Source organism: Pseudobdellovibrionaceae bacterium (assembly GCA_020635075.1).
Classification (GTDB): domain Bacteria; phylum Bdellovibrionota; class Bdellovibrionia; order Bdellovibrionales; family UBA1609; genus JADZEO01.
In genome coordinates this window covers 367,886-393,759 of the sequence record JACKAM010000002.1, presented here as the reverse complement: position 1 = coordinate 393,759, position 25,874 = coordinate 367,886, and the positions used below count along the sequence as shown (strand labels likewise).

Genomic DNA, 25,874 nt, shown 5'->3' with positions numbered 1-25,874 from the left:
ATGTGACTCAGCCATTTAGCTTTATAGGCAAGATTCCGGCGTCGAAATCTCTCTACAACCGAGCTTTGGTGGCGGCTAGTTATGCCAAGCACGAACTCGACATCGTCGGTTACTCGGATAGCCAGGATGTGGAGCTGATGAAGGAAGGTCTTCTGAGCCTAAGTTGCTATCGGCCCATTGAGTGTGGCCACGCCGGGGCAGTGCTGCGCTTTTTGGCACTCAGAGCCTCACGTCAACCCGGCGAGCATGAACTCAGGGGCAGTGAACGGCTTTTTAGTCGCCCCCAGGACGAAATCGTGCGGATCTTGAGCCAACTTGGAGTGGAAGCGAAACTTTATAAAGACCGACTCGTAATCAGGAGCTATGGGTGGAAACCCATGGGGGATTCCCTTCATATTCCCAGCGATCGTTCCAGCCAATTTGCTTCAGCAGTATTGTTGAATTGTTGGAACTTGCCAGAGTCCCTTTATCTTTCTGTGAGTTCACGCATGGTCTCCAGACCCTATTGGTTGATGACAGTGGGTTTGATGCGCCATTTCGGCATGGAGCTGGAAAAATGGGAAGGTGATTTTCGCATCTGGTCTCAACAGCAGGTGAAGATCGATCACTATACTGTAGAGATGGACATGAGTTCAGGCTTCGCCATTGCCGCAGTCGCGGCCGTAAGCGGTGAAGCCACTCTTGAGGATTTCCCGCTCAAGAGCCCCCAGCCGGACGCCATTTTTCCCCATATTCTGGAACAAATGGGGGCCGTGGTGGAGCGAGTTGATGGCACTCTCAAAGTTAAGGAAGCGCCTGAGCTACGAGGTATCGATATTAATCTTAACGACAGCCCGGACCTATTTCCGGTTCTCGCCGCTCTCTGTGCTCTCGCTAAGGGGCCTAGTCGTCTTTGGGGGGCAGATCAGCTAGTATTTAAAGAGTCCAATCGCATAGAAAAACTCGTGGAGTTGATTCGCAAGGCGGGAAGAAGAGTGGAGACAGTCGAGGGGGGATTGATGATCGTCGGTGATGAACCTGCAAAGCCAGGCACTCCCTTTGATTTTGATACGGACTTGGATCACCGCCTGGCCATGGCGGGCGCGATCTTTTTGCGTGCGGGATTTCCTATTCGTATTCTCAACCCTGACGTCATCGCCAAAAGCTACCTGGGTTTTTGGACAAGCCTTGGGGTACATCCATGATTGTCTTGATCGTCGGACATCGGGGAACGGGGAAGACATCTTGGCTCAGAGCTTTGAAAGAAGCCTTACCTGATCGTAGATATTTTGATTTGGATACGGTGATTGAGCAGGCAACGGGTAAAACTGTTGCCGAGATTTTTGCCGCAGATGGTGAACAGACTTTCCGCCAGTTGGAAGTGAGCCACCTTGAGGCCTTGGTGAGGAAGTACCAAGACAACCCGCCGGACACTTTTATTGCCGTAGGTGCTGGTTATGGTTCTTATCCGCCAGAAGGTGTTCACACCATTTGGTTGCGCCGACCGAGTGACGAGTCTGGACGTATCTTTCGCAATCGTCCGCGGTTGACGCAAATGCGGTCCTCTTATGATGAGTACCACTATCATTACGGTGACCGGGATCAGCGCTATGCCGAGTGGGCCGATGAAATCTTTGACCGTCAGGAAGGGCTTGATGAACTCTTGCACCAGGGAGACCAGTTGTTCTGGGAGGTCGAAACACCCCATGTCGGTGGGGTCTTGACGGTCATGCCGGAATTTCTCCGCAGCGAAGATGCGGCTCATTGGTATCTGCAAAAGAGACTCAAATGGCCTGATGTGATGTTCGAGCTGCGCGAGGATCTTATCAATGGCGAGCAATTGCAATGGGCCTGTGAGGTGATTCCTTACGAAAGACGCATTGCCAGTTTGCGATTGAGTAACCAAGTTAGCTTGGCTCGATCGACAGCTGGCATTTGGGATTGGGCTCTGGAATTGGGAATGCCGCCAGAGGGAGAAGATCCCCCAATCATTTCTCAACACGAACGGGGTGATCAAAGCCTCGATGCCGTTTTAGAGCAGTTCACTGAAGTCGGAAAAAAGTGGCGGCTGAGTGTTTTGAAGATGGCCGTAGAGGTGAATTCTTTTGAGGAGTTGGAGGAAGGCCATCAGTGGTGGTCTTTGGATCCCCATCGACGGGTGTTTCTGCCTCGTTCAAAAGACGGCCGTTGGAAGTGGTACCGCCAGTTGATGGGAAAAAAGATGGTCTATGGGTTTTGGCGGGAAGGCAGAGGCTCGGCGCCAGATCAGCCCTCACTTTCCGATTGGCTTTCGGTGCCAGACAGTTGGAAGAGCTTTGCAGCCGTCATAGGTAAACCCATTCGCCACAGTTGGACGCCCGTGGAGCAGGCTGCTTTTTTTGCGGAACGGAATATGCCGATTGTGGCCATTGAAATGGATGAGGACGAGCTGACCCAGGAGTCCTTGGATTTTCTTCGCGAGTTGGGGCTCAGGGCCGCGGCCATCACCAGTCCATTGAAGAACCAAATTCACTCTCTGGTTTATGATCGCAGCCCTTCAGCCGAGAGTTTGGGCTCGGCTAACACCTTGGCCTTGCGAGCTGACAACAAGTGGATGGTTGACAACACCGATTTGGAGGGCATTAAGGTTCAACTTCAAGGGCTTCCAGAAGGTGTGTCCGTTGCAGTCTGGGGAGGAGGAGGCACAAAGGGGGCCTTGCGGGATGTGATCCCCCATGCCCGGTTTTTTTCAGCGCGAAGTGGTGAGGAAAGAGCTGGCCCCGGACCCGAGGGTTTTTTACCCGATGTGGTGATCTGGGCGGTTGGCAGAAATCGCCAGGCGACAAGTGTTTGGCCTCCCGGGGAATGGCAACCCAAGCTGGTGATTGACCTCAACTACACGGCGGACTCTCCCGGATTGGAGTATGCTGAACGAGTGGGTGCTGAGTACGAATCGGGGGTCGCCATGTTTCGCACTCAGGCCGATTTTCAGCGAAAGTTTTGGCAGTCCCAAGGCCTCTAAAGAGCTGACTCTGTGAGCTTCTCAATGTCTCATCTTAAAACACCACGTCCTCCCCATCCTCGGTGCTAAATGTGGAATTCCCTTCAACAATGACTTCGATCAAAACCTAGAGCCTTGTCATTGTCTCATGCTGAGTGAGGACGGCTCTTTTGTTAAGACCTCCGTAGGTAAATGTCGATAAGATCTCCAGAAACAAGTCGGCGCCATCAGTTCATTCAAGGAGTCACGATTGTCCACCCAGGACGTTAAGCACGAGGAAATCACCAAAGAAGTCAGACCTTGGCTCCATCGCTTGGGGCTTCCTGTTGTTTTGGTTGAACTCAAGACTCTTGAGATTATCTATGCCAACTACCAGTTTGAGGAGCTCATGGGGGTGGCAGAAGAGAATCTTGTTCAACAGTCTTGGTCTGTTCTATTTGATGGTAAGGCCAAAGAGACTCTGAATTCCATTTCCGATCTTTACAATCTGGAGTTTGAGGTCTTTACCCCGGTTGAACATGATCTATCGATTGTGCGAAAGAGTGGACGAAGTGTTCCGGTGATCTGTTCCTTTTCAGGCATTGTCGTCGCTGGCCATGAGTTGTTAATGGTCACCTTTTTTGACCACACGAAAGGGGTCAAAGAAAAGCAAAAGCTGGCTGAGGATTTGAAGTCGGTTTACCACATGGCCAAACTGGCTGATCTGGGTAAAATTGCGGCCTCGGTGGCCCACGAAATGAATAACCCTCTAATGGTGATTCAAGGGCAGGCGGAGCTACTCGAACTGAAAGCTTCTAAAAATGCTCTCTCAGAGGAAGAAGTCAGGCGATTGGTGGACCCCATCTATCGTTCAGTCGAGAGGATGTCCCAAATCGTCACCCAAATGAAGAACATCGCCCGAGCTCCTGACGGCAAGATGGATAAAATGGATCTAGCAAGGGTGATGAACGAGGGTCTATTGCTGGTTCAGCATCGATCCAACTTTCTTGGAGTTGAAATTAAGGTGGAATGTCCTGCGGGAGTGATGGTCAAGGGTAACCGCACCCAGATTGAGCAGGTCGTGGTCAACATGATCAACAATGCCATGGATGCGATGGAAGAAGCCTCCTATGAAGTGCGAAAGATCACTATTACGGTGACTCCATCCTCCGATTACACTCTTGTCGAGATCTGGAACACTGGACCGGCTATTCCTAAAGAGGTTCAAGACAGTATCCTAAATCCTTTCTTTACCACCAAGGCTGTCGGCAAAGGGACGGGACTGGGGTTGTCTGTCTGCTCGGGAATTTTGCGTGCTCACAAAGGAAGTTTGAAGCTTAAGTACTCAAACGACAAGGGAACTTGTTTTGAAATGAAGTTCCCGGCGATAAAAGATGATGGTTCTAAAGACAAGGTGAAGGCCCTGGTCGTGGATGACGAGCAGTTGGTCCGTCGGGTGATCAAAGAACGACTGGAGGAAGAAGGCTTTCAGGTGATTACTGCAAAGAATGGCCAGGAGGGGCTGGAGAAAGTGATCAGCCATCCTGATGTGGCCATCGTCTTTACTGATTTGAAAATGCCGGTCATGGACGGAATGGAGTTTATCCGTCAGGTCCGTGGAGCCTTTCCAGAGCTCCTTGTGGTGGTCATTTCCGGCTTTCTGGACTCATTGGATACCAGTGAGGCAAGTGTTTCCGTCGATGAAAAACTCGACAAGCCATTTACCAGTCGGCAATTTCGCGAAGTGCTCAGTTCTGTGCAGAAGAAAATGGACGGCAGACGGAAAATCTTGGCCGCCTAGGCGACAACACCTTTATAGAGATAACTGGCGCCGCCGAGAAGAGAGCGGCACTCCACCTGGCTGAAGGCTTGAGAAGCTCTCATCAAATCCAAGAACTTCTTCTGACCAGGGAACTTGTTGGACGAGTTGTTCAGATACTCGTAGGCCGATTTCTTGCCGGTCACCAGACCACCTAAAAAGGGAACGCCCACTTTAAAGTAAAACTGAATCATTGGGCCCACAACCGGCATGCGGTTGTCACCGGTTTCCAAAATCATCACTCGCCCGCCGGGTTGAGTGACACGCGCCATTTCCCGTAGGGCTTTAACCGGGTCTTGCACATTACGAATGCCAAAGGCAATGCTGGTGACATTAAAGGAATTGTCTTCATAGGGAAGATCAAGAGCGTCAGCCACTTCAAACGAGGCCCAGGTCACGCCAAGTTTTCTGGCCTTTTCAGGGGCAACGGCGAGCATCTCGGGGCAAAAGTCAGAACCGACGACCTGACCGGTTGGGCCGACTTTTTCCGCAAAGGCCAAAGCCAAATCACCCGTACCGGTTGCACAATCCAAAACCCTGTCGCCCTGCTGAGCCTCACTCCATTTGACCAATTGCTTGCGCCAAAAGCGGGCCACACCAAAAGTCATCAGATCATTGGCGCGGTCATAGCCGCCAGAGATAGAGCCAAAGAGTCCTTTGATAAATTCGGGATCTGGGCCGTGGTGTTGGGTGGTCATCACTTAGACCTTGGCCAGGGGACGGTCGAGAGCAGTCAGAACTTTCTCCAGACGAATCATCAGAGTTTTAAACTGATCCAAATCTAAGGCTTGAAAGCCGTCGGACTTGGCCTGATCCGGCTGATGATGAACTTCAACAATTAAACCATCGGCACCAGCTGCAGCTGCCGCCAAAGACATGGGAATCACCAGTCGGCTGTCACCTGTCGCATGAGAAGGGTCAGCCACCACCGGGTAGCTGGAATACTCTTTCACATGAGCGATGGCATTGAGATCAAAAGTATTTCGTGTGCAGGTTTCAAATGTGCGAATGCCCCGCTCGCAAAGAATCACTTGGTCGTTGCCGCCACTGACGACGTAGTCAGCGGCCAAGATCCACTCTTTCACCAAACCAGAAAACCCGCGCTTCAAAAGAACAGGCTTGTCCGTTTGTCCCAGCTCCTTCAACAGAGCGTAGTTGTGCATATTACGGGAGCCGACCTGAAAGGCGTCTACAAATTCCATCATGTCGCTGATTTGTCGGGGATCGGTGACTTCACAGAAAAAGGGCAGATTCGTTGAGGCCTTTACTTTACGAACAATTTCAAAGGCTTCACGGCCGAGTCCCTGGAAAGAGTTGGGATCAGTCCGCAACTTAAACATGCCTCCGCGCAAAGCCACGGCGCCATTGGACTTCACACTCTCAGCAATGGTGCTCATCTGCTCCTGAGACTCAATGGAGCAGGGGCCGGCGATAACAGCAAATCCGCCATTATTTCCGCCTATTGAAATTTGACCCACCTTGACGGGTGAAGCCTTCTCAGTCATTGTCACCTCAGCTTGCCGATTCGAGATGTTTGTCGCATAACCCAGCCTAAAGGGCCTGGCGTGGAACCCTCGTAACATACAGCAAAGCGGCAGGCATCTCTAGTCTTTTTGAAGATTGAGTTAAAGGGCTGAGGAGAAGATGTCAAAGAAAAGCCCCGAATTACCGGAAACATGGCCAGATGGGACGATTCTCCCAAGTGAAGGGTTTTGCCTTTCTCTGCCGTCCGGGCAAATTCTACTTGGTTGCGGGCTCAGGGCCCGTGGTGCCACTCCGGAACCTGGGGCCTGGAACTTCTATTTGCCCGATTTCTTTCTTGAAGATCCACAGCCTTGGTGGACCCCCGAAGAGGTGTTTTTCCTCGCGAGTCATGAGGAGCAGGGGGTTGACGGACTAACAAATCGCATCAATGCGAGCTGGAACCTGGGAAATCAGGGGAGCTTTTTCTCTCAATTTGAAGATCTTCAGCAGCTCTTTGCCCAAGGGGAACTAAGAAAGGCCGTGCCGGTGGTGGTGGCCCAATCGGAGTGGGTGCCAAGTTCTCAGGATGTGGCCCAATTGATCCTTCGCGCTCAATCGGTGGAGCGGGCTCACCCGGCTCTGCACACCTTTGGGTTTTGGACCCCATCAGAAGGCATGATTGGTCTGACCCCCGAGCTGTTGTTTCAGTTATCAGGGAGTCAATTGCAGACCATGGCTTTGGCGGGCACGCGCCGGAGTGGCTTCCCTGCAGGGGAGCTTCTTGCCGACAAAAAAGAGAGAGCTGAGCATCAGATTGTCGTTGAAGACTTGCATCAACGACTGAGTGAGCTGGGAACAGTGAATATGGGCAACACGGATGAACTCAATTTAGGAACTCTGACTCACTTAAAAACTGATTTATTTGTAGAGTTAAAGTCTTCCCATGTTCCCAACTTCGAAGACTGTGTTCGACTTCTGCATCCGACGCCGGCCCTTGGAGCCTATCCCCGCCAAGCGGGATTGCAGTGGTTGAGGAAAAACCGCACTCGTCAGGCCCCACGTTTTGGTGCACCCTTTGGAGTGAGTGACCCCGAGGGCAATTCTTGGTGTTTGGTCGCCATTCGCAATCTTCAGTGGTCAAAACAGGGAAGTTTACTTCCCGTTGGCTGTGGGGTGGTGGCGCAAAGTCAGGCCGAGGCTGAGTGGCGTGAGTTAGAATTAAAAAAGCAATTTGTGCTGGAGTCACTTGGTCTATGAAGCAGATGTTGGGTGCCCAAAAGCTATTAACTCAGCTCGCTCATCAAGGAGTGGCCGAGGTTCTTTTGTGTGCAGGTGCTCGCAATGCCCCGCTGGTCAAAGCACTGTCTGTTTGTTCAGGCCTTCAGGTGTTGCCCTTTTTTGATGAGAGAGCCGCCGCCTTTTTTGCTCTCGGTCGCATTCGCCGGACGAATTGTCCGGTGGCGGTGGTCACCACTTCTGGAACAGCGGCGGCCGAACTTCTACCGGCCACTATTGAAGCTTGGTACTCGGGACTTCCTCTGGTGTTGGTCACAGCCGATCGACCGCCAAATTACCGCGGGACGGGAGCCCCTCAGGCCATTGAGCAGGTGGGGATTTTTTCGACCTACGTTCAAAATGAGTTTGATTTCTTGGGGGAGGAACCCGGAGAAATCACTTTGGCCGATCATGCTCCCACCCATATCAATGTCAGCTTTGATGAACCACTGATAGACGGGGAGTTGGGGATGTGGACTATTGTTCCTCGGCCGGGAGCTGAAAGCGACTTTGTTCAAGATCGCGTGGCTCTTAGCCAGGATAGGGTCCAAGAGTTTTTGCAGAACTGCCAAAAACCTCTCATCGTGGTGAGTGAACTTCCCACCAACAAAAGAGAACTGGTGATAAAAAAAGTCTTAGAGTGGAAACGACCCGTTTATCTTGAGGCGAGCTCAGGGCTTTATGGACGAAGCGAATTAAAGCCCTGGCGACTGAATTTGGGCGAAGGGGTATTTAAAAGCTCCTCGTTTATGAATGAGTTTGATGGAGTGATTCGTATTGGAGGAATCCCCACCACCCGCTTGTGGCGGGATTTGGAATCAAAACTCGGTCATTGGCCAGTGCTCTCTTTTAGTCAGCGTTCCTTTTCGGGCTTGGCGCGGATTAAGGTCGAACCGCTTCCTCTTGCAGCTTTAGAGTTGATTCAGGGCTTCTCGCAAGATCAGAGTAAGTGGCTCGATTGCCAGCAGGCTCAGAGGGATCGTCTGAAGAAGCTGCTAGAGACCGACCCTCACTCAGAGCCCGCGGTATTTTACGAATTAGCGAGAATGATTCCCTCAGGCAGTCATGTCTTCTTGGGTAATAGTCTGCCGATTCGTGAGTGGGATTTGGTGGCAGGGGTATCGGGGAGTGATCATGTCCCCATGGCCAATCGTGGGGCCAATGGCATTGACGGGTTGATTGCCACATTTCTTGGTAGTGCGACAGCAGACCAGGAGAATTGGTTGATCCTGGGTGATTTGTCAGCCTTGTATGACCTCAATGCTCCTTGGGCCTTGAGGTTTTGTCAGCAACACAAGATTCGCATCGTGGTGATTAACAATCGGGGTGGGCAGATTTTTCGCCGGCTGTTTGCTGATCCACTGTTCGAAAATCAACATAGCTTGAGTTTTGAGTCTTTTGCTGAAATGTGGGGTCTCGATTACCACTTGTGGCGGCGGGTGCCGGAAAAACTTCCTGAGCTGGCCAAGCAAGTGATCATTGAGATTCGCCCCAATGATGAAGCCACACAAAGATTCTGGCAACAGTACGAACAAATGTGGAAGGACCACTGATGTTTTGGGTGGGTCTTCACGGCTTTGGGGGACAAGGCGGGGATTTGCGCCCCTTGTTCGAATCGGTTGTGACAGAAACATCCCCCGACTCGGTTTGGCTTCCGGACTTGTTTTTCCCCGGGCCCCTTTCTCCTGTAAACAATATCGCGACTTGGACCCATCACTTTGTCAAAGAGATCAAAGATCGTGGACAAGGAAAGCCGGTCAGGGCCATTGGTTACTCGCTTGGTGGTCGCTTGCTCCTTCATGCTCTTTGCCGCCATCCAGAGTTGTTTTCTTCTGCCGTTCTGATTTCTTCACATCCGGGGATCAATGAAGAGGAAGAGATTCGGAGTCGTCAGTTCTGGGAATCGACCTGGGCTGAGAAGTTTCAATCTTTGCCCTGGGATCAGCTCTGGCAAGAGTGGAATCAAAACCAAGTCCTACAAAACTCGACGACCAATTCCCAATTGGCTGAGAACGAACAAACCCGCCAATTGTTAGCTCAGGCCTTAGTTGAATGGTCGCCCACGCGACATGGGTTTACTGAATCCCAGCTCAGGAGTTTGCCAGTCCCTGTTTTATGGGTGGCGGGCCAAAAGGACAGGAAGTACGTCCAGCTCTATGAGGTCTTGAAGGCACAAAAGGTGATCCAACACCTGGCCTTCGTTCCAGGTGCAGGACACCGGGTCCACCTGGACCAGCCCAACCAACTGGCAAAAGTTGTCTCTAGCTTTTTTCACGCGTAACATAGAAGAATCAGCAGCAAGGAGGGGCGGTTATGAGCAAAAAGTACATCGAGCTCAAAACAACGGATAACACCACCATCGTGGTTCGCAAAGAATCCGTTGATGTTCTGGAAGAGTCCCCCGCCAGCAGCCGAGTTGAAGGTCATGTAAAACTCTTCGTCGCCGGCTTCAAATTCGCCATCAAAGGATCGGTCAAAGAGATCCTCGCCCAACTCGAATCCTAAAAGGTTCCAGGTCCTATTCGTGGAAGCAGGGAGTTAATTCTCCGTAACCCGTGATCTGTAACCCGTAAGCGTTGCCGTGCCAGTTTCCGGTACCGTTAGTGGTTTTCGGTACATACCGGGGTACATACCGGGTACATAGTTTACAGAATATACCGGAGACATAGTTTACATTTTCTTACCGGAAAACGGATCACCGCCCGGATTCGGAAACCGTCCCGGAAACGTTTACAGGTTACGGAGCACCGGTTACGGAAAAAGCAAACTCACCCTTGCCACCTAGCCGGGTAAGGATAGGGTCGATGTGCCAGAAAGATGTTGGGCGCGATGATGTCCCGAGCAAAGCAGGGTCAGATTTTCAAGGTGGTCACCTCCGCCAAGAGCAATGGGTTTCAGATGATGGATCTCCAGAAACTTAGTCTCCCGACATCTTTCTCCCTGGTGGTTTTCATGACTACATTGGCCGGCAAATTTCAGCATCACCCGGTGTTTAGTGGCGGCTGGAAGTGGTTTTCGCTTTCTCCCCGTCGTTTTAGTTCTATTTGTATTAACTGGCCCACCTAATTGTTGATTCGCAGAAACCTTTATCAGGTGATTCAGTCCATTGCCGACCATTCTCCGCAAATCCTCACACGCCTTATCGGCCGCAGGCGCGTCTTCGGACTGCGTCAGCTTTGCCGCCGCAGTTCGGATACGCCCAGCGCGACGGCGAGGATTCGGATTTCCGGAAATGGCTCGGCAATCGGACCGACTATCGGACAAAGGGGAGTCATTGTTCAGCTGATCGACAGTTAGGTGAGCCGGTTTTTTAGTGGTAGGTTTACCATCTCGATAGATTTCCCTGTCAGGAGTTTCCTTTGACGCAGCCACTTCGCCAGCTCTCCTCAAGGAGAGTTCAGGTTTTGCTTCTGTCACTGATATTTCAGGCGATCCTTGGTTATCGGGGATTGGAGCAGATGTAGACTGATTCTCACGGGAGAGCTTTCCGCGAATCATTTGCCGTTCCGCTTTCTTCAGCGGATCATGCTTTGCCAAAAACAAGTCGACTATGGATTCCAATGTTGCTTCCAAGTTGGCTGGCTTTTGGGCCTTCTGACTCATGAGGTCCTGAGCCCGGCGAATCTTAATCATCAGTCTTTCCGAGATCCCCACTTGAAGTTGCACCCGAACAGCTGTCGGTTGTTGCTGGATGGCCACCTTCTCCTGAATCTCATTTTGCGGGTGGACATAGGTCATCTTCCCCTTGCGAGCCTCTTGAGGGTTTGCCTTTGCCACTTCCCGCTCCACTTTGGATTGAGTTGAGGTTTTGGCTAACTCAAGCCATTGGGTTTTGTTTTCATTGTTGATCACCGAAGTAATTCGTTTGGCCTTTGAAACCGTAAGTCTACCCTCTTTGATTTCTTCCTTCAGTTCCGGAACCTCGCGAGATTTGCGGGTCACAGCAATCAGAGCATAGACCACGCCGTCCGAGAGCCCCAGGCATTGGACCCCATATTGAAAAAGAGAGTTGTAACCATAGCGAAGGTAAACCCGGTTTTGCTCTACTTGGTCTAATATGTTGATGAGGTCAATTTCAGCCGTTTTATATCTGGCCGAGGCCTGCAGGGCTTGCTGGTGAATGTTGCGGATCTTGACTGGCAGATGGTCTTCGAAATTCATGTGATCATTCATGTTAAATCCCCCTCGAAACGAGTAATGGATGTATAGCATGGGTTTTATAGCGCCTAGTTTGGCGAGCTGCCTAACGTAGATCAAGTCGCCTGGGAGGCGCACCAGGAAAGGCGTTGGTAGGTTTTTAGTGAGAGCGAGAGAGGAAAACCAAATTTGCGAGTTAAAGCGAATATTGGGCGTTTAACGACGACGAAAAAGGCGTCAATAGTAGTGTTTAAAATATTTTTGAAACGAACGGAATTTTTTCTCGTTAACCAAGAACCGTAATCCGTGATCGGTAACCCGTAAACGTTGTCGTGACGGTTTCGGTATCCGTAACTGTCACTGTCACTGTCACGTTTACTGGTTCCGGGTAACGGGTTACGCAAACGGAAATTCCTCCTTTGTTGCGTTCGTTGGTCCCCTTTTTCCGTAACCAGTAAACCGTAACCTGTTAGCGTTTCGGCGACAGTTCCCGTATCCGTACCGTGATCCGTTTTCCTTTGTGGCAGTGGTTGGCCCACCTTGGGGTGATGGCCAACACACTTTACAAAGGAAGTTAAAATGACACAGAAAAAACACGAATACAGATTTAGGACCTTAGATTTGGCAGTGGAATTTTGTCAGCAAGTGAAGCTGTTGAAGCTGCCGATTCATTTGCGGGATCAGATGCTCCGGGCGTCTTCATCCGTGGCGCTGAATCTTGCCGAGGGGAGTGGCAAGCCAAGTCCAAAGGACAAAAGGCGGTTTTACTCTATTGCCCTTGGTTCTCTGCGCGAATGTCAGGCGATATTGAGAATTGAAGGAATCGAAGACCTCAAGCTCTTAGATCTTGCCGATCATCTAGGGGCCTCGATCTATAAGCTTACCCTCGCGACCTAGCGAGGGTAAATTGCTTGAGAAAGCGTTTCGAGAAGGGATTGATCTTAATCAAAGTTGAGTCGAGGCCCCGAGCGAAGGCCCGGGCGTACCTTCTAAATCTGAAACACTCTTGTGAATAATCCTTATTTTCCCCTCAAAGCCTGAGCCAATGCGGATTTGCTCGGTTTCCCCCTCTCTGGTTTTGGCCTCTAAGTCCTTGATTTGCACGACCCTCGTTTTGCCGGGTGATAGGTCAACAAGGATTGTTAGGTTAGAATCAAGTCTTCACAAAATAAGAACGACTTCCCGTGTTTAAAAGTGGCACGTTGACGGGATAAAAAGGGAGAAGTCATGGCGTTTGGAGTTGAGAGAGCTTGCGGTCGTAGCAGTAGTTGGTGGTTTGTTGTTACTTCAATTACCTTCAGAGCCTTTTTTGTGCTCTTGGCTTTTGGGTTCCTTGCCCCGGAAGTTTCCTACGCCAAGATGGGCCACTGGTTTAAGCATGGTCCGTCGGTCGTTCAACCACCAAGTGATTCGAACAATCAAAATTCATCTGAAGAACTCGATCTCGTCTGGGGCCCCGAGACTTTCCATGGCCGCATCTTTAAGCCTCACGTTCAAACGCAAAGTCTTGATCTAGCTAGGGGGGGGGTATCTCCTTGTTATTGAAAACGGTCTTCCTGTTGATTTAGGAGTTTGTCCAAAAGAGCGAAGCTTTGTTTCGTTTGTTTGCCGGATCAAACATGGCCTTGCAGCCTTTAAGACTTTGTTTACTCGCGTTCATGCCGGTCATGTGTGGCTCAATCAAAATTTGATCCTAACTCCGGGTAGCCTCAACATCGGCACCCAGGAAGTTCGAATACCGATTGACCTCACTGAAGACACATCAACACTGTCTTTAAAGCTTAAAGGCTTTCCCGGTTCCTTCGTTAAAGTGAGCATTTACGGTGAAGACTCCAATCAGCCACCTATTTTGAATTTGACCTGGAGTACCGATCAGCCCCTTGAAGATGAAGTGGTGCTCTTTGATGCCATGGCCTCAACCGATCCAGATGGTTTGGTAACCGAGGTGCATTTTGACTGGGGGGACAATACCTCAAGTACTGGCTTTGTAGCCGAGCACTCGTGGCAAGTGGCAGGGGTTTATGTGGTGACAGTAACCGCAACTGACGACGATGGCGCTCAGACCTCGGTTCCCATTGAGTATACTGTGCTGCCAAAACCAAAGCCTCCTACTGATGGAGGCGGAATCTTTTTTGTTACGACAACGGATCACGTGCCGACCAAGGCGTTGTTTTTCACTTTGATGCCAGCTGAAGACCAGGATGGGGGTCAGATAGTGAGCTACACCTGGGATTTTGGCATAGGTAAAATCCTGACTCTCTACCCTCATGAAACGGACCTATATGCCAGTGTGGAGCACTATTATCAAAACACCGGAGTTTATCAGGTCACTCTCACCATTACTGACGACTCAGGGCTTTCAACTTCGACTTCAAGACAAATTGAAATTGTGCCCAATCAGCCCCCAGTGCCTCATATTTCGGTTAATCAAGCCAGTGGCCCAGCCCCCTTGACCGTGACATTTGATGCCTCAGAGAGCTTTGACCCAGAAAACGATGAAATCCGTTATCGTTGGCGGTTTGGGGATAATTCACCTGAAGTGATTGGTACTGATCAAGCAGTTGTGAGCCATACCTATTCACAGCCTGGAACCTACACTGTCAGGCTCAGGCTTCGAGATCAGTTCTTGGCCCGGCGGGAAGTGACAACTCAGATCGTCGTGGGCGAGACTGATGCCAATGTACCTCCCACACCTGTTTTGATTTCATCGGGGTTGTTGGGGCAAAGTCCATTTACAGTTCAACTCGACGCCTCTCAGTCATTTGACATCGACTCAGGTGATTCGATCTCCCAAGTCGAATGGACCTTTGGGGATGACCATGATCCGATTGATTTCACTCAAGGGGCAATGACAAGCCACACCTTTAACTACCCAGGATCTTATTACGGAAGACTCACCGTCAGGGACGCTCAAGGAAAGTCCTCAGTTGAGCACTTTACGGTCCACGTTCTTTCAGGTGACCCTGCAAAAGTAGATTTTTTGGCTCAAGCCAACCCTTCAGATCCTCTAGAGTTGTGGTTTGATAACTCAGTTGGCCTTACAACAGCTCCGATTGAGTATCACAATTTCCACTGGTTTTACGGAGACAACAGTTACGCCAGAGGCCGAAACCAAAGCCACACCTACCCAGGCCCCGGTCCCTACGAAGTTCAGCTCTCAGCCTTTGATGTCTTGGGTCAAAGGTATTTGACGAAAAAGACCGTCAATGTCCAGCACACATCAGCCGATCTACCCGTAGCGATTGCCCTCGACAATTACTCGCCATCGGTCAATGAAGAGATTCAAATCTGGCTTGATACCTTTGATCTTAATCAAATTGCCGATTTTAATCTAAAATGGGATCTGGGAGACGGTACAGTTTTAACAGGCATTGGATCAGACCTTCACAGCATAAGCCATACTTACGCGAAAAGTGGCCTTTACAAAATCACTCTTTCACTCACAAATCCAGAAAATCTCACCACTCGGCTTGAAACTGAAATCAATGTCTATTCGGGGACACCACCTCTGCCACTTTTTATTGCCACACCGCTTGTAGGCCAAGCTCCGGTAGAAGTCAGTTTTAATGGCAGTTACACCTGGGACAGCGACGATCAGGTGACAACTTGGATTTGGAGCTGGGGAGACGGACAGAAATCAATCAGTGGCCCCTATGAAAGCCACACCTACCAAGAGCCTGGCCAGTATTTTCCTAGCCTCACAGTTATTGACCAAGCAGGAAATTACGCGACCCACACAGCCGAGATCCGCGTTCTCAGTGCGCCACCACCACTAGATAATCAGCCTCCCGTTGCAGAAATTGTGGCTCTAACTCCTACGACGGGGACAGCCCCTTTGCGAGTCGAAGTCGACGCCTATAATTCCTACGATCCCGATGGAGAAATAATTGAGTATAGATGGGACAACTCAAATGGCCATGTATGGACTGGTCCCTATTACGTCGATACATTTGACCAACCCGGGGCACATTCGATTGTGCTTACGGTCACGGACAATCACGGGAAAACCGCAAGCTCATTTTTAGTAGTCACAGTCTTGGACCCCAACCCGCCTGGTGGTGATATCGTCCCTAACTTCATTTCATCACCTCAAGCTGTGTACACAGGACTGACCACAACCTTTTCAGCAGTTCCGACTTACAACCCGACAGGCCTGCCACTGGCATATCAATGGAGTTTCGGGGACGGTGGATCTGGTTTAGGAGAAATTTCGTCTCATATTTTTTCTGTGCCAGGGTCCAAGACGGTAAGACTAGAGGTGACTGATTCATCAGGGGCAGTGTATCTGGCTGAAAAAGTCGTTGATGTCTTACCAGAACCCTTTCCAGTATCAAACCCCACGATCATTGACTCCAAAAAGTACCCGCGACCAGAATTCGCCAAAGGGCAGGTTCTTAATATCGATTCAATTCCGGCAATCATCGAGTTTTCATCAGATGACTCAGTGATGTATGACGACGGCACTCAGGCCCACTGGGATTTTGGGGATGGAACCAGCAGTATGCTGAGAAATGGTCAACATGTCTTTGAGACCGAGGGAGTGTTCCAAGTAGATCTTACTATGACCAGTCCATCTGGAAAGTCAGACACGGCTTCTTTGGCCGTCGTGGTTGCCGTCAACGATGTCGACTGTTCATTTATGGCACATCATTCAACCTGTTTCCGCGTTGGGGATTCGATAGGTAATGTGATTCCCACTTCAAAGCCAACTTTCAGGCTGCGAAACAATCACGGAGTGGCTCTGAGTTTTCCTGAGCCCTCATCAAGCCAAGAGCCAATTTTATTTGTTCACTGGTCGCCAATGGGAAAACCGATTCCGCTTGATTTGACCGATATTATTGAAATTGATGGCACTGAGATTGTTGTCGATACCCAACAATTTCTTTCAAAACTTGATAATTTGACCGATACCTATTGGTTTGAAATCCATGGGTCTAATGCCGTTGATGGAACTCCCGTAGTTGGCGCCACAGAACCACACTATGTTGGAAGTTCTGGAATCACGGTTGGTTTACCCCCCGATGCCCGGGAGGTTCTGGTTCGCGCCCTTGGTACTTCCATTGTTCGGAGTCGCCACGAGGTCTCTGGAAATGTTTCTTTTGAGGATCTACCAGCAGGAAAGTACCTGGTTGAAACCACGTCGCCATCGACCGGCCCTATGGAGAAGTTGGCGGACTTAGAGCCTGGTACCTATGCCTTTATTGATTTCAATCAACCAGGTAACGAGGTGAGTCAACTGGCGCAGAAGGTCGGGGCTCAGGAAACTTCGTTTGCGGCACTGGATTCAAGGCAGCCGAGCTTTTCGTTCTCCCTGCCGGAATATCGACCAAGCTCCTTTGATCAGGTCCTAGAGGTTGTCCGAGGGTCAACTGCCGTCAAATCGGCTAACGTGGGGCTTGTCCAAGGTTTCGATATTCCGCCGACGGTTGATTTCCCCATACAGTCTATCACTGGGCCAGAATACATGAACACCAATATGACGGACATTTGTCAAAGCCGAGTTTATCCTGGCGATGGTATCATTCACCAAGTGGGGCCCCACAGTAATCCATACTTGAATCATGACCACTACGTCTCGACAGACCCAACTAAGCCAAGTTACACGGATGCCAAAAAGATTCCGCCTTTTGCTGAAGAAGTCATCGTCAACTGTAATTTTCAATCCTTATCTGGCTATATTCCCTACTTGCAGTGGTATGAGCGTAGTAAGGCTCTTTGGTGTCGCCCTCCCAACTATGATCCCGCAACCCACGCCAAACAATGGTACTGGAGAAATGTGGATATCAATACCATCAGAGGTAACGATGCCAGAGTATTCCCTATCAGGGTCAATTTCTGGGATCCGGTGAAGCGGGAAACCATTACTAAGACCATTTATGATAGTGCCGCCAATGTCAGGGCCCGCCTAGGGATTTCAAGTGACGAAGAAATGGCAGATTATGTGAAGTTCCCTCCAGCTGGGGAGGCAGGTCAAAATGTGATTGATTGGGGTCTCAACTGGACTTGGCGAGTGAAAATTCCGAAAGATCTTCATCTTGTAGATTTGGATCCAAATGATAACTTTGATCCTAGGCCATATGTAAGCCTTTCGACGGACTGGTTCCATTATTGGGAGGCATTGCCACACCGAATGAGCTGCCATATCTCTTGGCCTACCGGACCCTATCCAGAAATCAAATCTGTCGAAGATGGAATTGGGGAAACAACTCCGGTTGTCGTCACTGCATCGGCGCAAAACACGATAATGGCCGCCACCACGACACCTCCCACTCCAGTGTACACACCAGTGGAGGATTCAAAGCGAAGTCTCGCCTATGCAACCGGAATGTTTCCAGTGGATGTGGATGAATCGACCCACTACAACCTTTATGAGAACCACGGCGGAACTTGGAGGCCCGAATACACTGTCACGCTGTCTGTCGGAGACAACCAACGCTTTAGGGTCTCCGGAGTGGGTGGCCTCGTTGGTTTTTCGACCTCGACTCAACGTCGGTACTATTTCAGGATCTTGGAGGAAATTCCCAGCCAAACAAAGAGGAGCGAGACGAAAGTCCGGATTGAGGTCGATGTCAAAAACCTCACCGAGCATTTGAACTGGGCGCCCTTGAACCAACCTGACAAGTTCGCAATCAATTTTTTCGTGGAGGTCTATGATCCTCTGACGGACCAGATCCTGATCACTCCAACAGCTCAACGAGCTCAGTTTAAAGCCAGTTTTAACCTCAATCCTTTTATTCTAAAGGCCAGTCATCAGAGATCTCCTGCCAAGGCCTTTAATTTTGTTCCTGGTGTCTGTGATCGGAAGTATGGAAACAATGTGTCCATATTTGCCCGGAGGCCGATAATTGATATAGTCAGGGCTGTGAAATTCTATGATCCTCATACGGCCTATTGTAATGATGCTTCATTACCTTTTGGCGGGAAAATTCCGGCTCATGATTCCCACAAAAATGGGCTACATTTGGACTTTCGTTATCATGTTGATTTAACGTGTGATAATGCCGATCTTCACCTTGCAAGGAAGAGCAGTTGTCAGCAAACATCAGCATATCCAAATGGCTTTCCTGATTATTATGATGCCAATGATGCGCAGGAAAGATTAGTAGATCTTCCTCTGGCGAGGAGATTCCTCCAATGGGTGAATGCATCGGGTAATTCGACTTTGCTTTTAACATGCAAGGACAGCTATTCTGCATGTGTTGCTCCTCAGAATTTTAGTCCGGAAGATAAGGAGGCGTTTGCCAATGGCAAAGCTGCAAATTTTAGGCTTGCACACTGGACGATGAATCAAAGAAGTATATTGTCGAGTTACGTACTCCAGGACAAGACCCTCGCCGTCCTAGTCTCCCAGGGAGTGTATGCAAATGGCAATCCTTCGTATTTCAAAAGATGGCAGGAGAAGTTGTTATTTGATGGCAAAGTGGACAATTTCCCTCTTCTCGAAAAGACCACTGATGGGAGGATGGAAGCGATTGGAACTTGTTCGGAGGATCTGAATTGTAAAATAGGCAAGTTTACTGTCGGTCCACAGTCATATACCTCCTGTCAGATTAATCCGACATCTTGTGATTTGTCGGAAACAAACGTGTGGTTTGATCCCACAGCGACTCATCTAACGCATTTCCACCTGCATGCCATGGAAAGATAGGAGGCTCTACGTGGTTACAATTGGAGCACTGTTTGTTGTGCTTGCATTCAGTGGCTTAGAAGCTTTGGGCCAACTTGCGACGCTTCCTTCAGGATCTAAGGAGACCTCATGGACTTCTGGTCAAAGAAAAAGTATCGATTATCTGATGGGAGTGCCTGGATTTGATAAGTTAAAACAAGGTGATTATAAATTGGTTATCAGTGAGTATTTGGATCCTGATCCTGAGAGCGGTTTCGCCGTACCTCGGTTTGAATTTGAGCTTAAGATTAATAAAGACTTCCGATTTTACGATTTGCATGGGAAAAGGGGGACGGTAGTTACCGGCCTAGGAGGAGGGTGGGGAGGTCCACAGGTTCATTTTTCAGGTGGGCCAGCAAAATGGCGAGGAATTGATATTTGGGTGGGAACCTTCGATATTGATACGGGTCTACCAAGGTCGATAAGCTTGGTTTCAGAACTTAGAGTTAATGACTTAACTCTCCCAAAGTCCACGAAAGTCTACTTTCGTCGTCATCGTGAAAGGCTAATAGCGGGATTCCCGCCGATTGTATGTATCCAGGCCGAGAAAGAGCTGACAATTGCTGGATTGACGATACCAGCAGGCAAGGTGGTGAATTTTGATGAAAAAGGTGCCCCCCTTCTCGAGTTTACCTCGACTGCATGTGCTCATACTCCCCCGGACATTGTTGATCCGCCGGCAACTGAGGCTCCCTGCCTTAATTGCGACGGGGCCGGTGAAGGAGCAGCAAAGGGATCATCTAACTAGATAGGCAGGTCACCTTTCACCCGCAACAAGAGACCGATGGGGAGTTGATGTGAAGACGTTGATATTTCTTCTCTGTATTGCCTGGAGCGCAGCAGGTTGGGGTCAGGAAGGATTGGTTACCTTGCCTGGTGGTTCAGAGGGGACACCATGGACAGAAGGGCAGCTTCGGAGTATCAAATATTTGATGGGTATTCCGGGATTGGACAAGTTGAAGCCTGGTGACTATGAGTTGAGTATTAGTGATTATCTTGAAGCTGATCCGGAAAGTGGCTTCGCAGTTCCTCAAATTCAGTTTGAACTCATCATTAACAAGGACTTCCGAATCTATGAGGTACATGGCAGGAAGGGCACAAAGATAACTGGACTAGGTGGAGTGTGGGGAGGACCAGAAATGCGTATTTCTGGTGAATCCGCTGCCCTGTGGAAAGGAAAAGAGATAGCAGTAAGCTCAATGGATATCGATACCGGAAATCCTCGAGAAGCCAGAACCTTGAAAGATGTAGTCATTAATGGAGTTAGGCTGCCTAAGTTGACATCAATCAACTTTAGGCGCCATAGGGGCCCATTAACCTCGGAGTTTCCGCCAATTGTTTGCCTTCAGGGGAAGGAGGATATGACGATCCAGGGGACTCATGTGTGGAAGAGAAGACTGGTTCATATAGATGATGCGGGAAAGCTTCAGCTGGAGTTTAATGAGAACACCTGCCTTTACACCCCTCCCGACATTGTGGAGCCGCCGGCGACGGAGGCGCCATGTGTTAACTGCGACCACACCGGTAAAAGCTCGGATAAAGAGGGTTTGGATGAAAATGGAAAGCTACTTTGGCGGGCGGGAGAAACAAAGAACTTCGATTCCGTGCGGAAAGCCCCGGGATTGAGGGAATTAAGTCCAGAGGATTATGTACTGGCCTACAGCCAAATTTCCTCCCTTAAGAAGATAAGGCTTGGATCCTCATTTCCAGACATCCGATATGTGGTTTCGGTCAAAAAGGACTTTCGGTTCTATGATCTCCAACGGCCGAAAGGCTCTCTCATTTTTGTTGCGGGTCCGGATGGGAAAGAACAGGTGCTGTTTGGGGCCGAGTCGATCAAATATGGAGGTGCGGAGTTTGGCGGCACAGCGGTTTTTGATGTGGACAACGGCAACCCTCGCTCTTTGCAACTGATGAAGGATGCCAAAATCAACGGATTGAAATTACCTAAGGGGGCGACCTTGTATTTTGGCCGTCATGAAAAACGGATCAGTCAAGGATTCCCACCTATCCGCTGTATCCATGTGGATCAGGATACTAAAATCCTAGGGACAGTCCTTCCCAAGGGAAGTCTTGGGTTAATTTCGAATGGTAAAATCATTCACAAGGATTTTTCACCCGGGAACTGTACGAAGTAGTTCAGCGGGGTATCCCAATTATCCAGATACAGACATACTTTTAGTAAGGTGACCGTCACTATTTAGTATTGTACTGCAATACCAAAAAGTGACGGTCACTCTACCTCGTGGGTACAGAAACCGGCACAGGACTCAAGGTTGTTTCAGGCGAGCCACTAGAAAGAACTTTTAAGACTTCGTTCAATTTGAGACGTAAGGATAATCAGCCCCATAATTACGTTGTGAACGGCTGCATAGATGATTACAGTGGTACGATGAGTAGTTACGTGTCATCTGAAATGGCGGAAGTCGTTCATTGCCTCACCAATGTGATGGGAGTGAGGACGCTGTGCAACGATGGGTCTCTGCCTTTTGGTGGTCAGTTTCGAGTTAATCTGGATATCCCTCAGTTGGGACATGGTACCCACGATGGAGGAAAACATATAGATCTTAGATACTTTTCGGATCAAGATTGCTCTGCCTTTTTGGTAGATCCGGGAGATCGGATTCCGTTCAAGTTTCAAGGAGCGATTAATGTTAATCAGCCTGTGATCCCTGATGAGCATTCCGCGTGTGATACTAAAGGTAGTTTTGAAGACTACTATGATCACCCAAAAGCATCGAGGCGGATTAAGGACTGGGACCATACAAAGGAGTTCCTGGCAGACATGATGGGACTCAGCGAGACTGCTCGTCAAACCTGCTTGACAACTTCCTCGACTTGTCCCGAGCTAATTGCCCAAAAAATCACGCCAGCTAGTGTTTCCAATTACTATCTGGAGCTAGAGAAGAACCGAAGGATTTCCGTTAGGAATCTAGCAGCGATGAAAAGACTGAGTCGATGGGTCGTGTATAACAGACGAACGTGGACAGCGTTGAGTCTGAGATTTGATAAAGTTCAGGTGATGATTTCATTTATTAAGGAAACTGATAGCCGCCCCGAATGGCAGAAAAAGCTATTTTTAGATGGAACAGTGGATGACCATGACATGTTGAGTCTGTCTGCAGATGGTTCGGGTTTAGTGAGAATTGGATCGTGCGATGAGGATGCCCAGTGTGATTTACACCAAGAGCCTGGAGATAATAAGAATTTGAGAAACGATGGTGCGTCAGGGCATATCGATCATCTACATTTGGGAATTTATCAGTGATATTGGTTGAGGGGGAGATCTGTCATGATTTGGAGAAGTGCTTTTCTAAGTTGTTTGATTGTTGTCTCGGTCTCCGTTATTGCAGATTCGAACGATGATATCCCTAAGGTAATGAAGAGTAGTCCTCCAGTTGTCCTAAAGGATGATTTGGAAAAGCTATCGAAGTGGCCGATCTTTAAAGATATGGTTTGGGACAATGTGTACATAAGCCAGGTGTTTAATGAGGGGCCATCCCCTACAGACTTTGTTGTTAAATTATGGGTAAAAAAGCCTGTGAAGATAGGGGGTATTACCTATCCGCGAGGAACATTTGTATCGGGAATAGGTACTCTTTTCCGCCTGGGTGGAGAGAAGATGGTTGTAGAAGTGAACTCTATAAAAGTATGTGGCAACCTGGGCCAGCACGCACAGACGCTGGAGATTTTTGAGCTCAAGCTATGTGAGGATTCGGAGATCAATGGTTTGAGGATACCGGGAGGTTCCTTTGTCTCTTTTATTAACGGCAAGGTTAAGGCGGGTCAGAGGTGGCCCGAAGTAGGGTGTATTTCACCTGGGGCAAGTATGAAGTTCAAGGGCCGCACCTTTTTGACGGGCTCTATCCTTGCACCTCGATCTGAAACGGGAATGCCATCGGACCCTGACAAGATCACTTCGTGTGAGGTTCAAGTGTGGGAAACCTCCGAAAGTGAGTAATCACGTGTATCGGCGAATTCTGGATTGGGATTATACTAAAGAATTTCTGACTGGCTTAATGGGCTTGTCGGCTGCGGCAAAATAACAGTGTTTGAATGACTCAAACACTTGTGCTGAATTGAGGGCGGAGTTGGCAGCCTACCATGTTTCGCCCTGACCGATCATGACTTCGAGTTTGAAGCTGATGGAGGCGACATAAGTGAAGTTCTCTTCACGGGGCCAGAAGCCGCCAGGTTTGATGTTGAAAAACAACCAGTCTTTGTGAATGCGGCGACGGAAGTTGACGCCAAAGGAATAGGAATCAACGGCGACGGCCGGAACATCGCGGCCGTGCATCCCGGCGGTGTAGGCAATGGCCAAGCGGTCGCTCACTCTCTGAAACAAATTAAGGGTGTTGTCGAAGCGGTACTCCAGATCATTTTTGCGCCAGGAGGCCTGGTTGGCAAAACGAAACAGAAAAGAAAGGCTGAGAGGATAGTCAAACTCTAGGGATTCCGTATGACCATAGCCTTCGGACTTAAACCAAAAGACGGTTTCTGTGGCGCGGATTTCCCAATTTCCTGGCCACCAGGTACGGCGCATACGAAAGCGCAAAAAGGGATCAGGGGGTGAAACCAGTTTGATACCGGCATCCGTTCCCAGGCTCCAGTCCTTCTCAGTTTCGGGTTGGTAGCGGAGGGCAGCTCCCAAGTCTTCGTTGTCCACGGACTGACCGAGGTTGCTGCTTTGACCGCCCTCTTCATCCTCACTAAAGCTTCGCGAGATGTTTTGTAGTAAGGTGACCGTCAACTTTTAGTATTGTACTGCAATACCAAAAAGTGACGGTCACTCCACTTAAATCAATCCTTCGGAAAGATACAGCTTCAGATGATACCAACTGCTCCTCAACAATGGGAAACTGAGTATCGGGCTCATTGTTACGTCTCTTTTCCCAGGGTTGACTACATCAAGTTAACGGCAATCAACAAAGGAACCAACGGAGACGCCGATCAGCCATCGGTCCCCAGCAGCCAACAAGCCAGTCAGATCTACTCTTCAACCGGAGATGCTCAGCGGTCCTTGAGCAAAACAGAGGGGCTGTTTCCTGTTGATTTGGATTTAACAGGGTTATTTCAGAGCACTGAAACTTCCAATACCTACAAAAACAGGGGTGGTCGCTTTGTACCCCGGTACTCGTTTACTGCGGAATACAATGAAGACAAGGTGACCTGGGACAGCGTTCGGGTTTTTGTTGGCAACGAAAGCCACGATTTATTGGAATTTGATCTGCCACTCAGGGAAGACCACGCGACAAATACCGGGAATGCCAAAAAGAAGGACGTTCTTTATTCTGAGCTTTTGGCGTCAGGAGGCATTGAGGATCACATTGAAGGCATGATGACGACCATTTCGCAAAAGTATAATTGGGCCAATCACAACTCCAGAAAGATCAGCGACCTAAAGTTTGCTTACACCTTCGTGGGTACAGAAACGGAAACTGGACTCAAGGTTACATCGGGCGAGCCACTAGAAAGAACCTTTAAGACCTCGTTCAATTTGAGACGTAAGGATAATCAGCCCCATAATTACGTTGCAGGCGGCTGTACGAGAGATTACAGTACTTCCATGAGTAGCTATGTTTCATCTGAAATGGCAGAAGTGGTTCATTACCTCACCAATGTCATGGGAGTGAGGACACTGTGCAACGATGGGTCTCTGCCTTTTGGGGGAAGATTTTCTGTAAATTATCAGGAGGAAGCACTGAACACCACCCATATGTCTCACAAGGATGGCGAGCACATGGATCTTAGGTATTTTTCGGATCAAGATTGCTCTGCCTTCGCGGTAGGTTCAGGAGATCAGATCCCGTTTGAATTTCAGGCTGTGGTCGTGAGTCAACCCTCGATTCCTGACGAGCAATCAGCATGTGAGGTTAAGGGCAGTTTTGAGAATTATTATGATCATCCTAACGCTACTAGGAGAATCAAGGATTGGGACCATTCCAAAGAATTCTTGTTAGCCCTTGAGGGACTTAGCGAGACCGCCCGTCAAGCCTGTCTGGCCACATCTTCAGTATGTCCTGAGTTGATTGCCCAAAGTGTGACGTCGGTAAGTGTGCCTGACTACAATTTGGAGCTAGAGAAAAACCGCAGAATTGCCGCCAGGAATTTACGTGCAATAATACGCCTAAGTCGCTGGACCGTGTACAATCGACACAAATGGACCGATCTAACGCAGCGGTTTCCGCGAGCCTTCATATATTTTTCTCCTGGCCCCAAAAAACCGCCACCACAGCCCAATTTACCTCCTCCTGTGGCTCCCGCAAGAGAGCGATGGCAGCAGAGGATCATGCTTTCGGGGACTATTGAACAAAAAGAAATGTTGGCTGAGAGCTTAGGTGGTGCTTTGGTGCCGATAGGAAAGTGTGTTGATGACTTTTCGACTCCGGATGTTGAGTGCGATCTCACACCATTTCCTGATAGTGGTGTTGGAAATCAGCCGATCAAATTCAAGACAAAGATGATTAAAGGTCACTATCATCATATTCATATAGGATTAGTGCCTAATGCTCAATAGTAATGCATTTTGGAAATTAATAATTCGATTCATGGGGAGTTGCTGTTTTGGTCTGATT

General features: G+C 49.3%; 18 protein-coding genes. 14 read left to right on the top strand and 4 right to left on the bottom strand.

Annotation, left to right across the window (positions count from 1 at the left end):
• Nucleotides 1-2: 2 nt before the first annotated feature.
• From H6624_11490 to H6624_11480, 3 genes are all read left to right on the top strand, one after another.
• On the top strand, nucleotides 3-1,184 hold the full coding sequence (locus tag H6624_11490) for a 3-phosphoshikimate 1-carboxyvinyltransferase (GenBank protein MCB9084962.1): 1,182 nt from the start codon (nucleotides 3-5) through the stop codon (nucleotides 1,182-1,184).
• Nucleotides 1,181-2,980 (top strand): hypothetical protein, encoded by a 1,800-nt coding sequence (locus tag H6624_11485; GenBank protein MCB9084961.1) that lies wholly within the window; start codon nucleotides 1,181-1,183, stop codon nucleotides 2,978-2,980. The genes H6624_11490 and H6624_11485 overlap by 4 nt, the downstream gene beginning before the upstream one ends.
• 229 nt (nucleotides 2,981-3,209) lie before the next feature.
• Nucleotides 3,210-4,739 carry a response regulator gene (locus H6624_11480; protein ID MCB9084960.1) on the top strand — a complete coding sequence of 510 codons (1,530 nt, stop codon included), beginning with the start codon at nucleotides 3,210-3,212 and terminating at the stop codon, nucleotides 4,737-4,739.
• Here the strand turns inward: H6624_11480 and ubiE are convergent.
• Entirely contained in the window at nucleotides 4,736-5,455 is a 720-nt protein-coding gene (ubiE, locus tag H6624_11475; GenBank protein ID MCB9084959.1) for a bifunctional demethylmenaquinone methyltransferase/2-methoxy-6-polyprenyl-1,4-benzoquinol methylase UbiE, read from the bottom strand. The two genes, H6624_11480 and ubiE, sit on opposite strands and share 4 nt — an antisense overlap.
• A gap of 3 nt (nucleotides 5,456-5,458) precedes the next feature.
• Nucleotides 5,459-6,262 carry a 3-deoxy-7-phosphoheptulonate synthase gene (gene aroF, locus H6624_11470; GenBank protein MCB9084958.1) on the bottom strand — a complete coding sequence of 268 codons (804 nt, stop codon included), beginning with the start codon at nucleotides 6,260-6,262 and terminating at the stop codon, nucleotides 5,459-5,461.
• A gap of 139 nt (nucleotides 6,263-6,401) precedes the next feature.
• On the opposite strand from aroF, the gene H6624_11465 reads away from it, so the two are divergent.
• From H6624_11465 to H6624_11450, 4 genes are read left to right on the top strand one after another with little or no spacing between them, the layout of a single operon-like run.
• Entirely contained in the window at nucleotides 6,402-7,478 is a 1,077-nt protein-coding gene (locus H6624_11465) for a chorismate-binding protein (GenBank protein ID MCB9084957.1), read from the top strand.
• Nucleotides 7,475-9,049, top strand: a complete 1,575-nt coding sequence (gene menD / locus H6624_11460) for a 2-succinyl-5-enolpyruvyl-6-hydroxy-3-cyclohexene-1-carboxylic-acid synthase (protein MCB9084956.1) — start codon at nucleotides 7,475-7,477, stop codon at nucleotides 9,047-9,049. Before H6624_11465 ends, menD begins: the two co-directional genes overlap by 4 nt.
• The gene (locus H6624_11455; protein ID MCB9084955.1) at nucleotides 9,049-9,777 is read left to right on the top strand and encodes an alpha/beta fold hydrolase; all 729 of its coding nucleotides are present in this window, start codon (nucleotides 9,049-9,051) and stop codon (nucleotides 9,775-9,777) included. Before menD ends, H6624_11455 begins: the two co-directional genes overlap by 1 nt.
• A 32-nt stretch (nucleotides 9,778-9,809) precedes the next feature.
• Nucleotides 9,810-10,001 carry a hypothetical protein gene (locus H6624_11450; GenBank protein ID MCB9084954.1) on the top strand — a complete coding sequence of 64 codons (192 nt, stop codon included), beginning with the start codon at nucleotides 9,810-9,812 and terminating at the stop codon, nucleotides 9,999-10,001.
• Between the two features lie 276 nt (nucleotides 10,002-10,277).
• On the opposite strand, the gene H6624_11445 is transcribed toward H6624_11450, so the two are convergent.
• Nucleotides 10,278-11,669, bottom strand: coding sequence for an HNH endonuclease (locus H6624_11445; GenBank protein MCB9084953.1), 1,392 nt, complete (start codon nucleotides 11,667-11,669; stop codon nucleotides 10,278-10,280).
• 543 nt (nucleotides 11,670-12,212) lie between these two features.
• Here H6624_11445 and H6624_11440 point away from each other — a divergent pair.
• The 6 genes from H6624_11440 to H6624_11415 all read left to right on the top strand — a co-directional run bounded on the left by H6624_11440 (nucleotide 12,213) and on the right by H6624_11415 (nucleotide 23,260).
• Nucleotides 12,213-12,530, top strand: coding sequence for a four helix bundle protein (locus H6624_11440; protein ID MCB9084952.1), 318 nt, complete (start codon nucleotides 12,213-12,215; stop codon nucleotides 12,528-12,530).
• 745 nt (nucleotides 12,531-13,275) lie between these two features.
• Nucleotides 13,276-19,281 (top strand): PKD domain-containing protein, encoded by a 6,006-nt coding sequence (locus tag H6624_11435; protein ID MCB9084951.1) that lies wholly within the window; start codon nucleotides 13,276-13,278, stop codon nucleotides 19,279-19,281.
• Nucleotides 19,265-20,047, top strand: coding sequence for a hypothetical protein (locus H6624_11430; protein MCB9084950.1), 783 nt, complete (start codon nucleotides 19,265-19,267; stop codon nucleotides 20,045-20,047). Before H6624_11435 ends, H6624_11430 begins: the two co-directional genes overlap by 17 nt.
• A 49-nt stretch (nucleotides 20,048-20,096) precedes the next feature.
• The gene (locus H6624_11425) at nucleotides 20,097-21,437 is read left to right on the top strand and encodes a hypothetical protein (GenBank protein ID MCB9084949.1); all 1,341 of its coding nucleotides are present in this window, start codon (nucleotides 20,097-20,099) and stop codon (nucleotides 21,435-21,437) included.
• A 254-nt stretch (nucleotides 21,438-21,691) separates the two neighbouring features.
• Nucleotides 21,692-22,567: a hypothetical protein gene (locus tag H6624_11420; GenBank protein ID MCB9084948.1), complete on the top strand. Its 876-nt coding sequence runs from the start codon at nucleotides 21,692-21,694 to the stop codon at nucleotides 22,565-22,567.
• Between the two features lie 24 nt (nucleotides 22,568-22,591).
• Complete coding sequence (locus H6624_11415; GenBank protein MCB9084947.1) at nucleotides 22,592-23,260, top strand: hypothetical protein; 669 nt, start codon at nucleotides 22,592-22,594, stop codon at nucleotides 23,258-23,260.
• A 138-nt stretch (nucleotides 23,261-23,398) separates the two neighbouring features.
• Here the strand turns inward: H6624_11415 and H6624_11410 are convergent, their stop codons facing one another.
• Entirely contained in the window at nucleotides 23,399-24,049 is a 651-nt protein-coding gene (locus H6624_11410; protein ID MCB9084946.1) for a hypothetical protein, read from the bottom strand.
• A 78-nt stretch (nucleotides 24,050-24,127) separates the two neighbouring features.
• Here H6624_11410 and H6624_11405 point away from each other — a divergent pair, with 78 nt between their 5' ends.
• A complete protein-coding gene (locus H6624_11405; protein MCB9084945.1) occupies nucleotides 24,128-25,816 on the top strand; it encodes a hypothetical protein in 1,689 nt (562 codons plus the stop codon).
• Nucleotides 25,817-25,874: the final 58 nt, after the last annotated feature.

Bases quoted from the DNA above. Each gene is read 5' to 3' on its own strand.
- H6624_11485 (MCB9084961.1), top strand. From the start codon at position 1,181: ATGATTGTCTTGATCGTCGGACATCGGGGAACGGGGAAGACATCTTGG.
- ubiE (MCB9084959.1), bottom strand. From the start codon at position 5,455: ATGACCACCCAACACCACGGCCCAGATCCCGAATTTATCAAAGGACTC.
- aroF (MCB9084958.1), bottom strand. From the start codon at position 6,262: ATGACTGAGAAGGCTTCACCCGTCAAGGTGGGTCAAATTTCAATAGGC.
- H6624_11465 (MCB9084957.1), top strand. From the start codon at position 6,402: ATGTCAAAGAAAAGCCCCGAATTACCGGAAACATGGCCAGATGGGACG.
- menD (MCB9084956.1), top strand. From the start codon at position 7,475: ATGAAGCAGATGTTGGGTGCCCAAAAGCTATTAACTCAGCTCGCTCAT.
- H6624_11455 (MCB9084955.1), top strand. From the start codon at position 9,049: ATGTTTTGGGTGGGTCTTCACGGCTTTGGGGGACAAGGCGGGGATTTG.
- H6624_11450 (MCB9084954.1), top strand. From the start codon at position 9,810: ATGAGCAAAAAGTACATCGAGCTCAAAACAACGGATAACACCACCATC.
- H6624_11445 (MCB9084953.1), bottom strand. From the start codon at position 11,669: ATGAATGATCACATGAATTTCGAAGACCATCTGCCAGTCAAGATCCGC.
- H6624_11440 (MCB9084952.1), top strand. From the start codon at position 12,213: ATGACACAGAAAAAACACGAATACAGATTTAGGACCTTAGATTTGGCA.
- H6624_11430 (MCB9084950.1), top strand. From the start codon at position 19,265: ATGCCATGGAAAGATAGGAGGCTCTACGTGGTTACAATTGGAGCACTG.
- H6624_11420 (MCB9084948.1), top strand. From the start codon at position 21,692: ATGAGTAGTTACGTGTCATCTGAAATGGCGGAAGTCGTTCATTGCCTC.
- H6624_11415 (MCB9084947.1), top strand. From the start codon at position 22,592: ATGATTTGGAGAAGTGCTTTTCTAAGTTGTTTGATTGTTGTCTCGGTC.
- H6624_11405 (MCB9084945.1), top strand. From the start codon at position 24,128: ATGATACCAACTGCTCCTCAACAATGGGAAACTGAGTATCGGGCTCAT.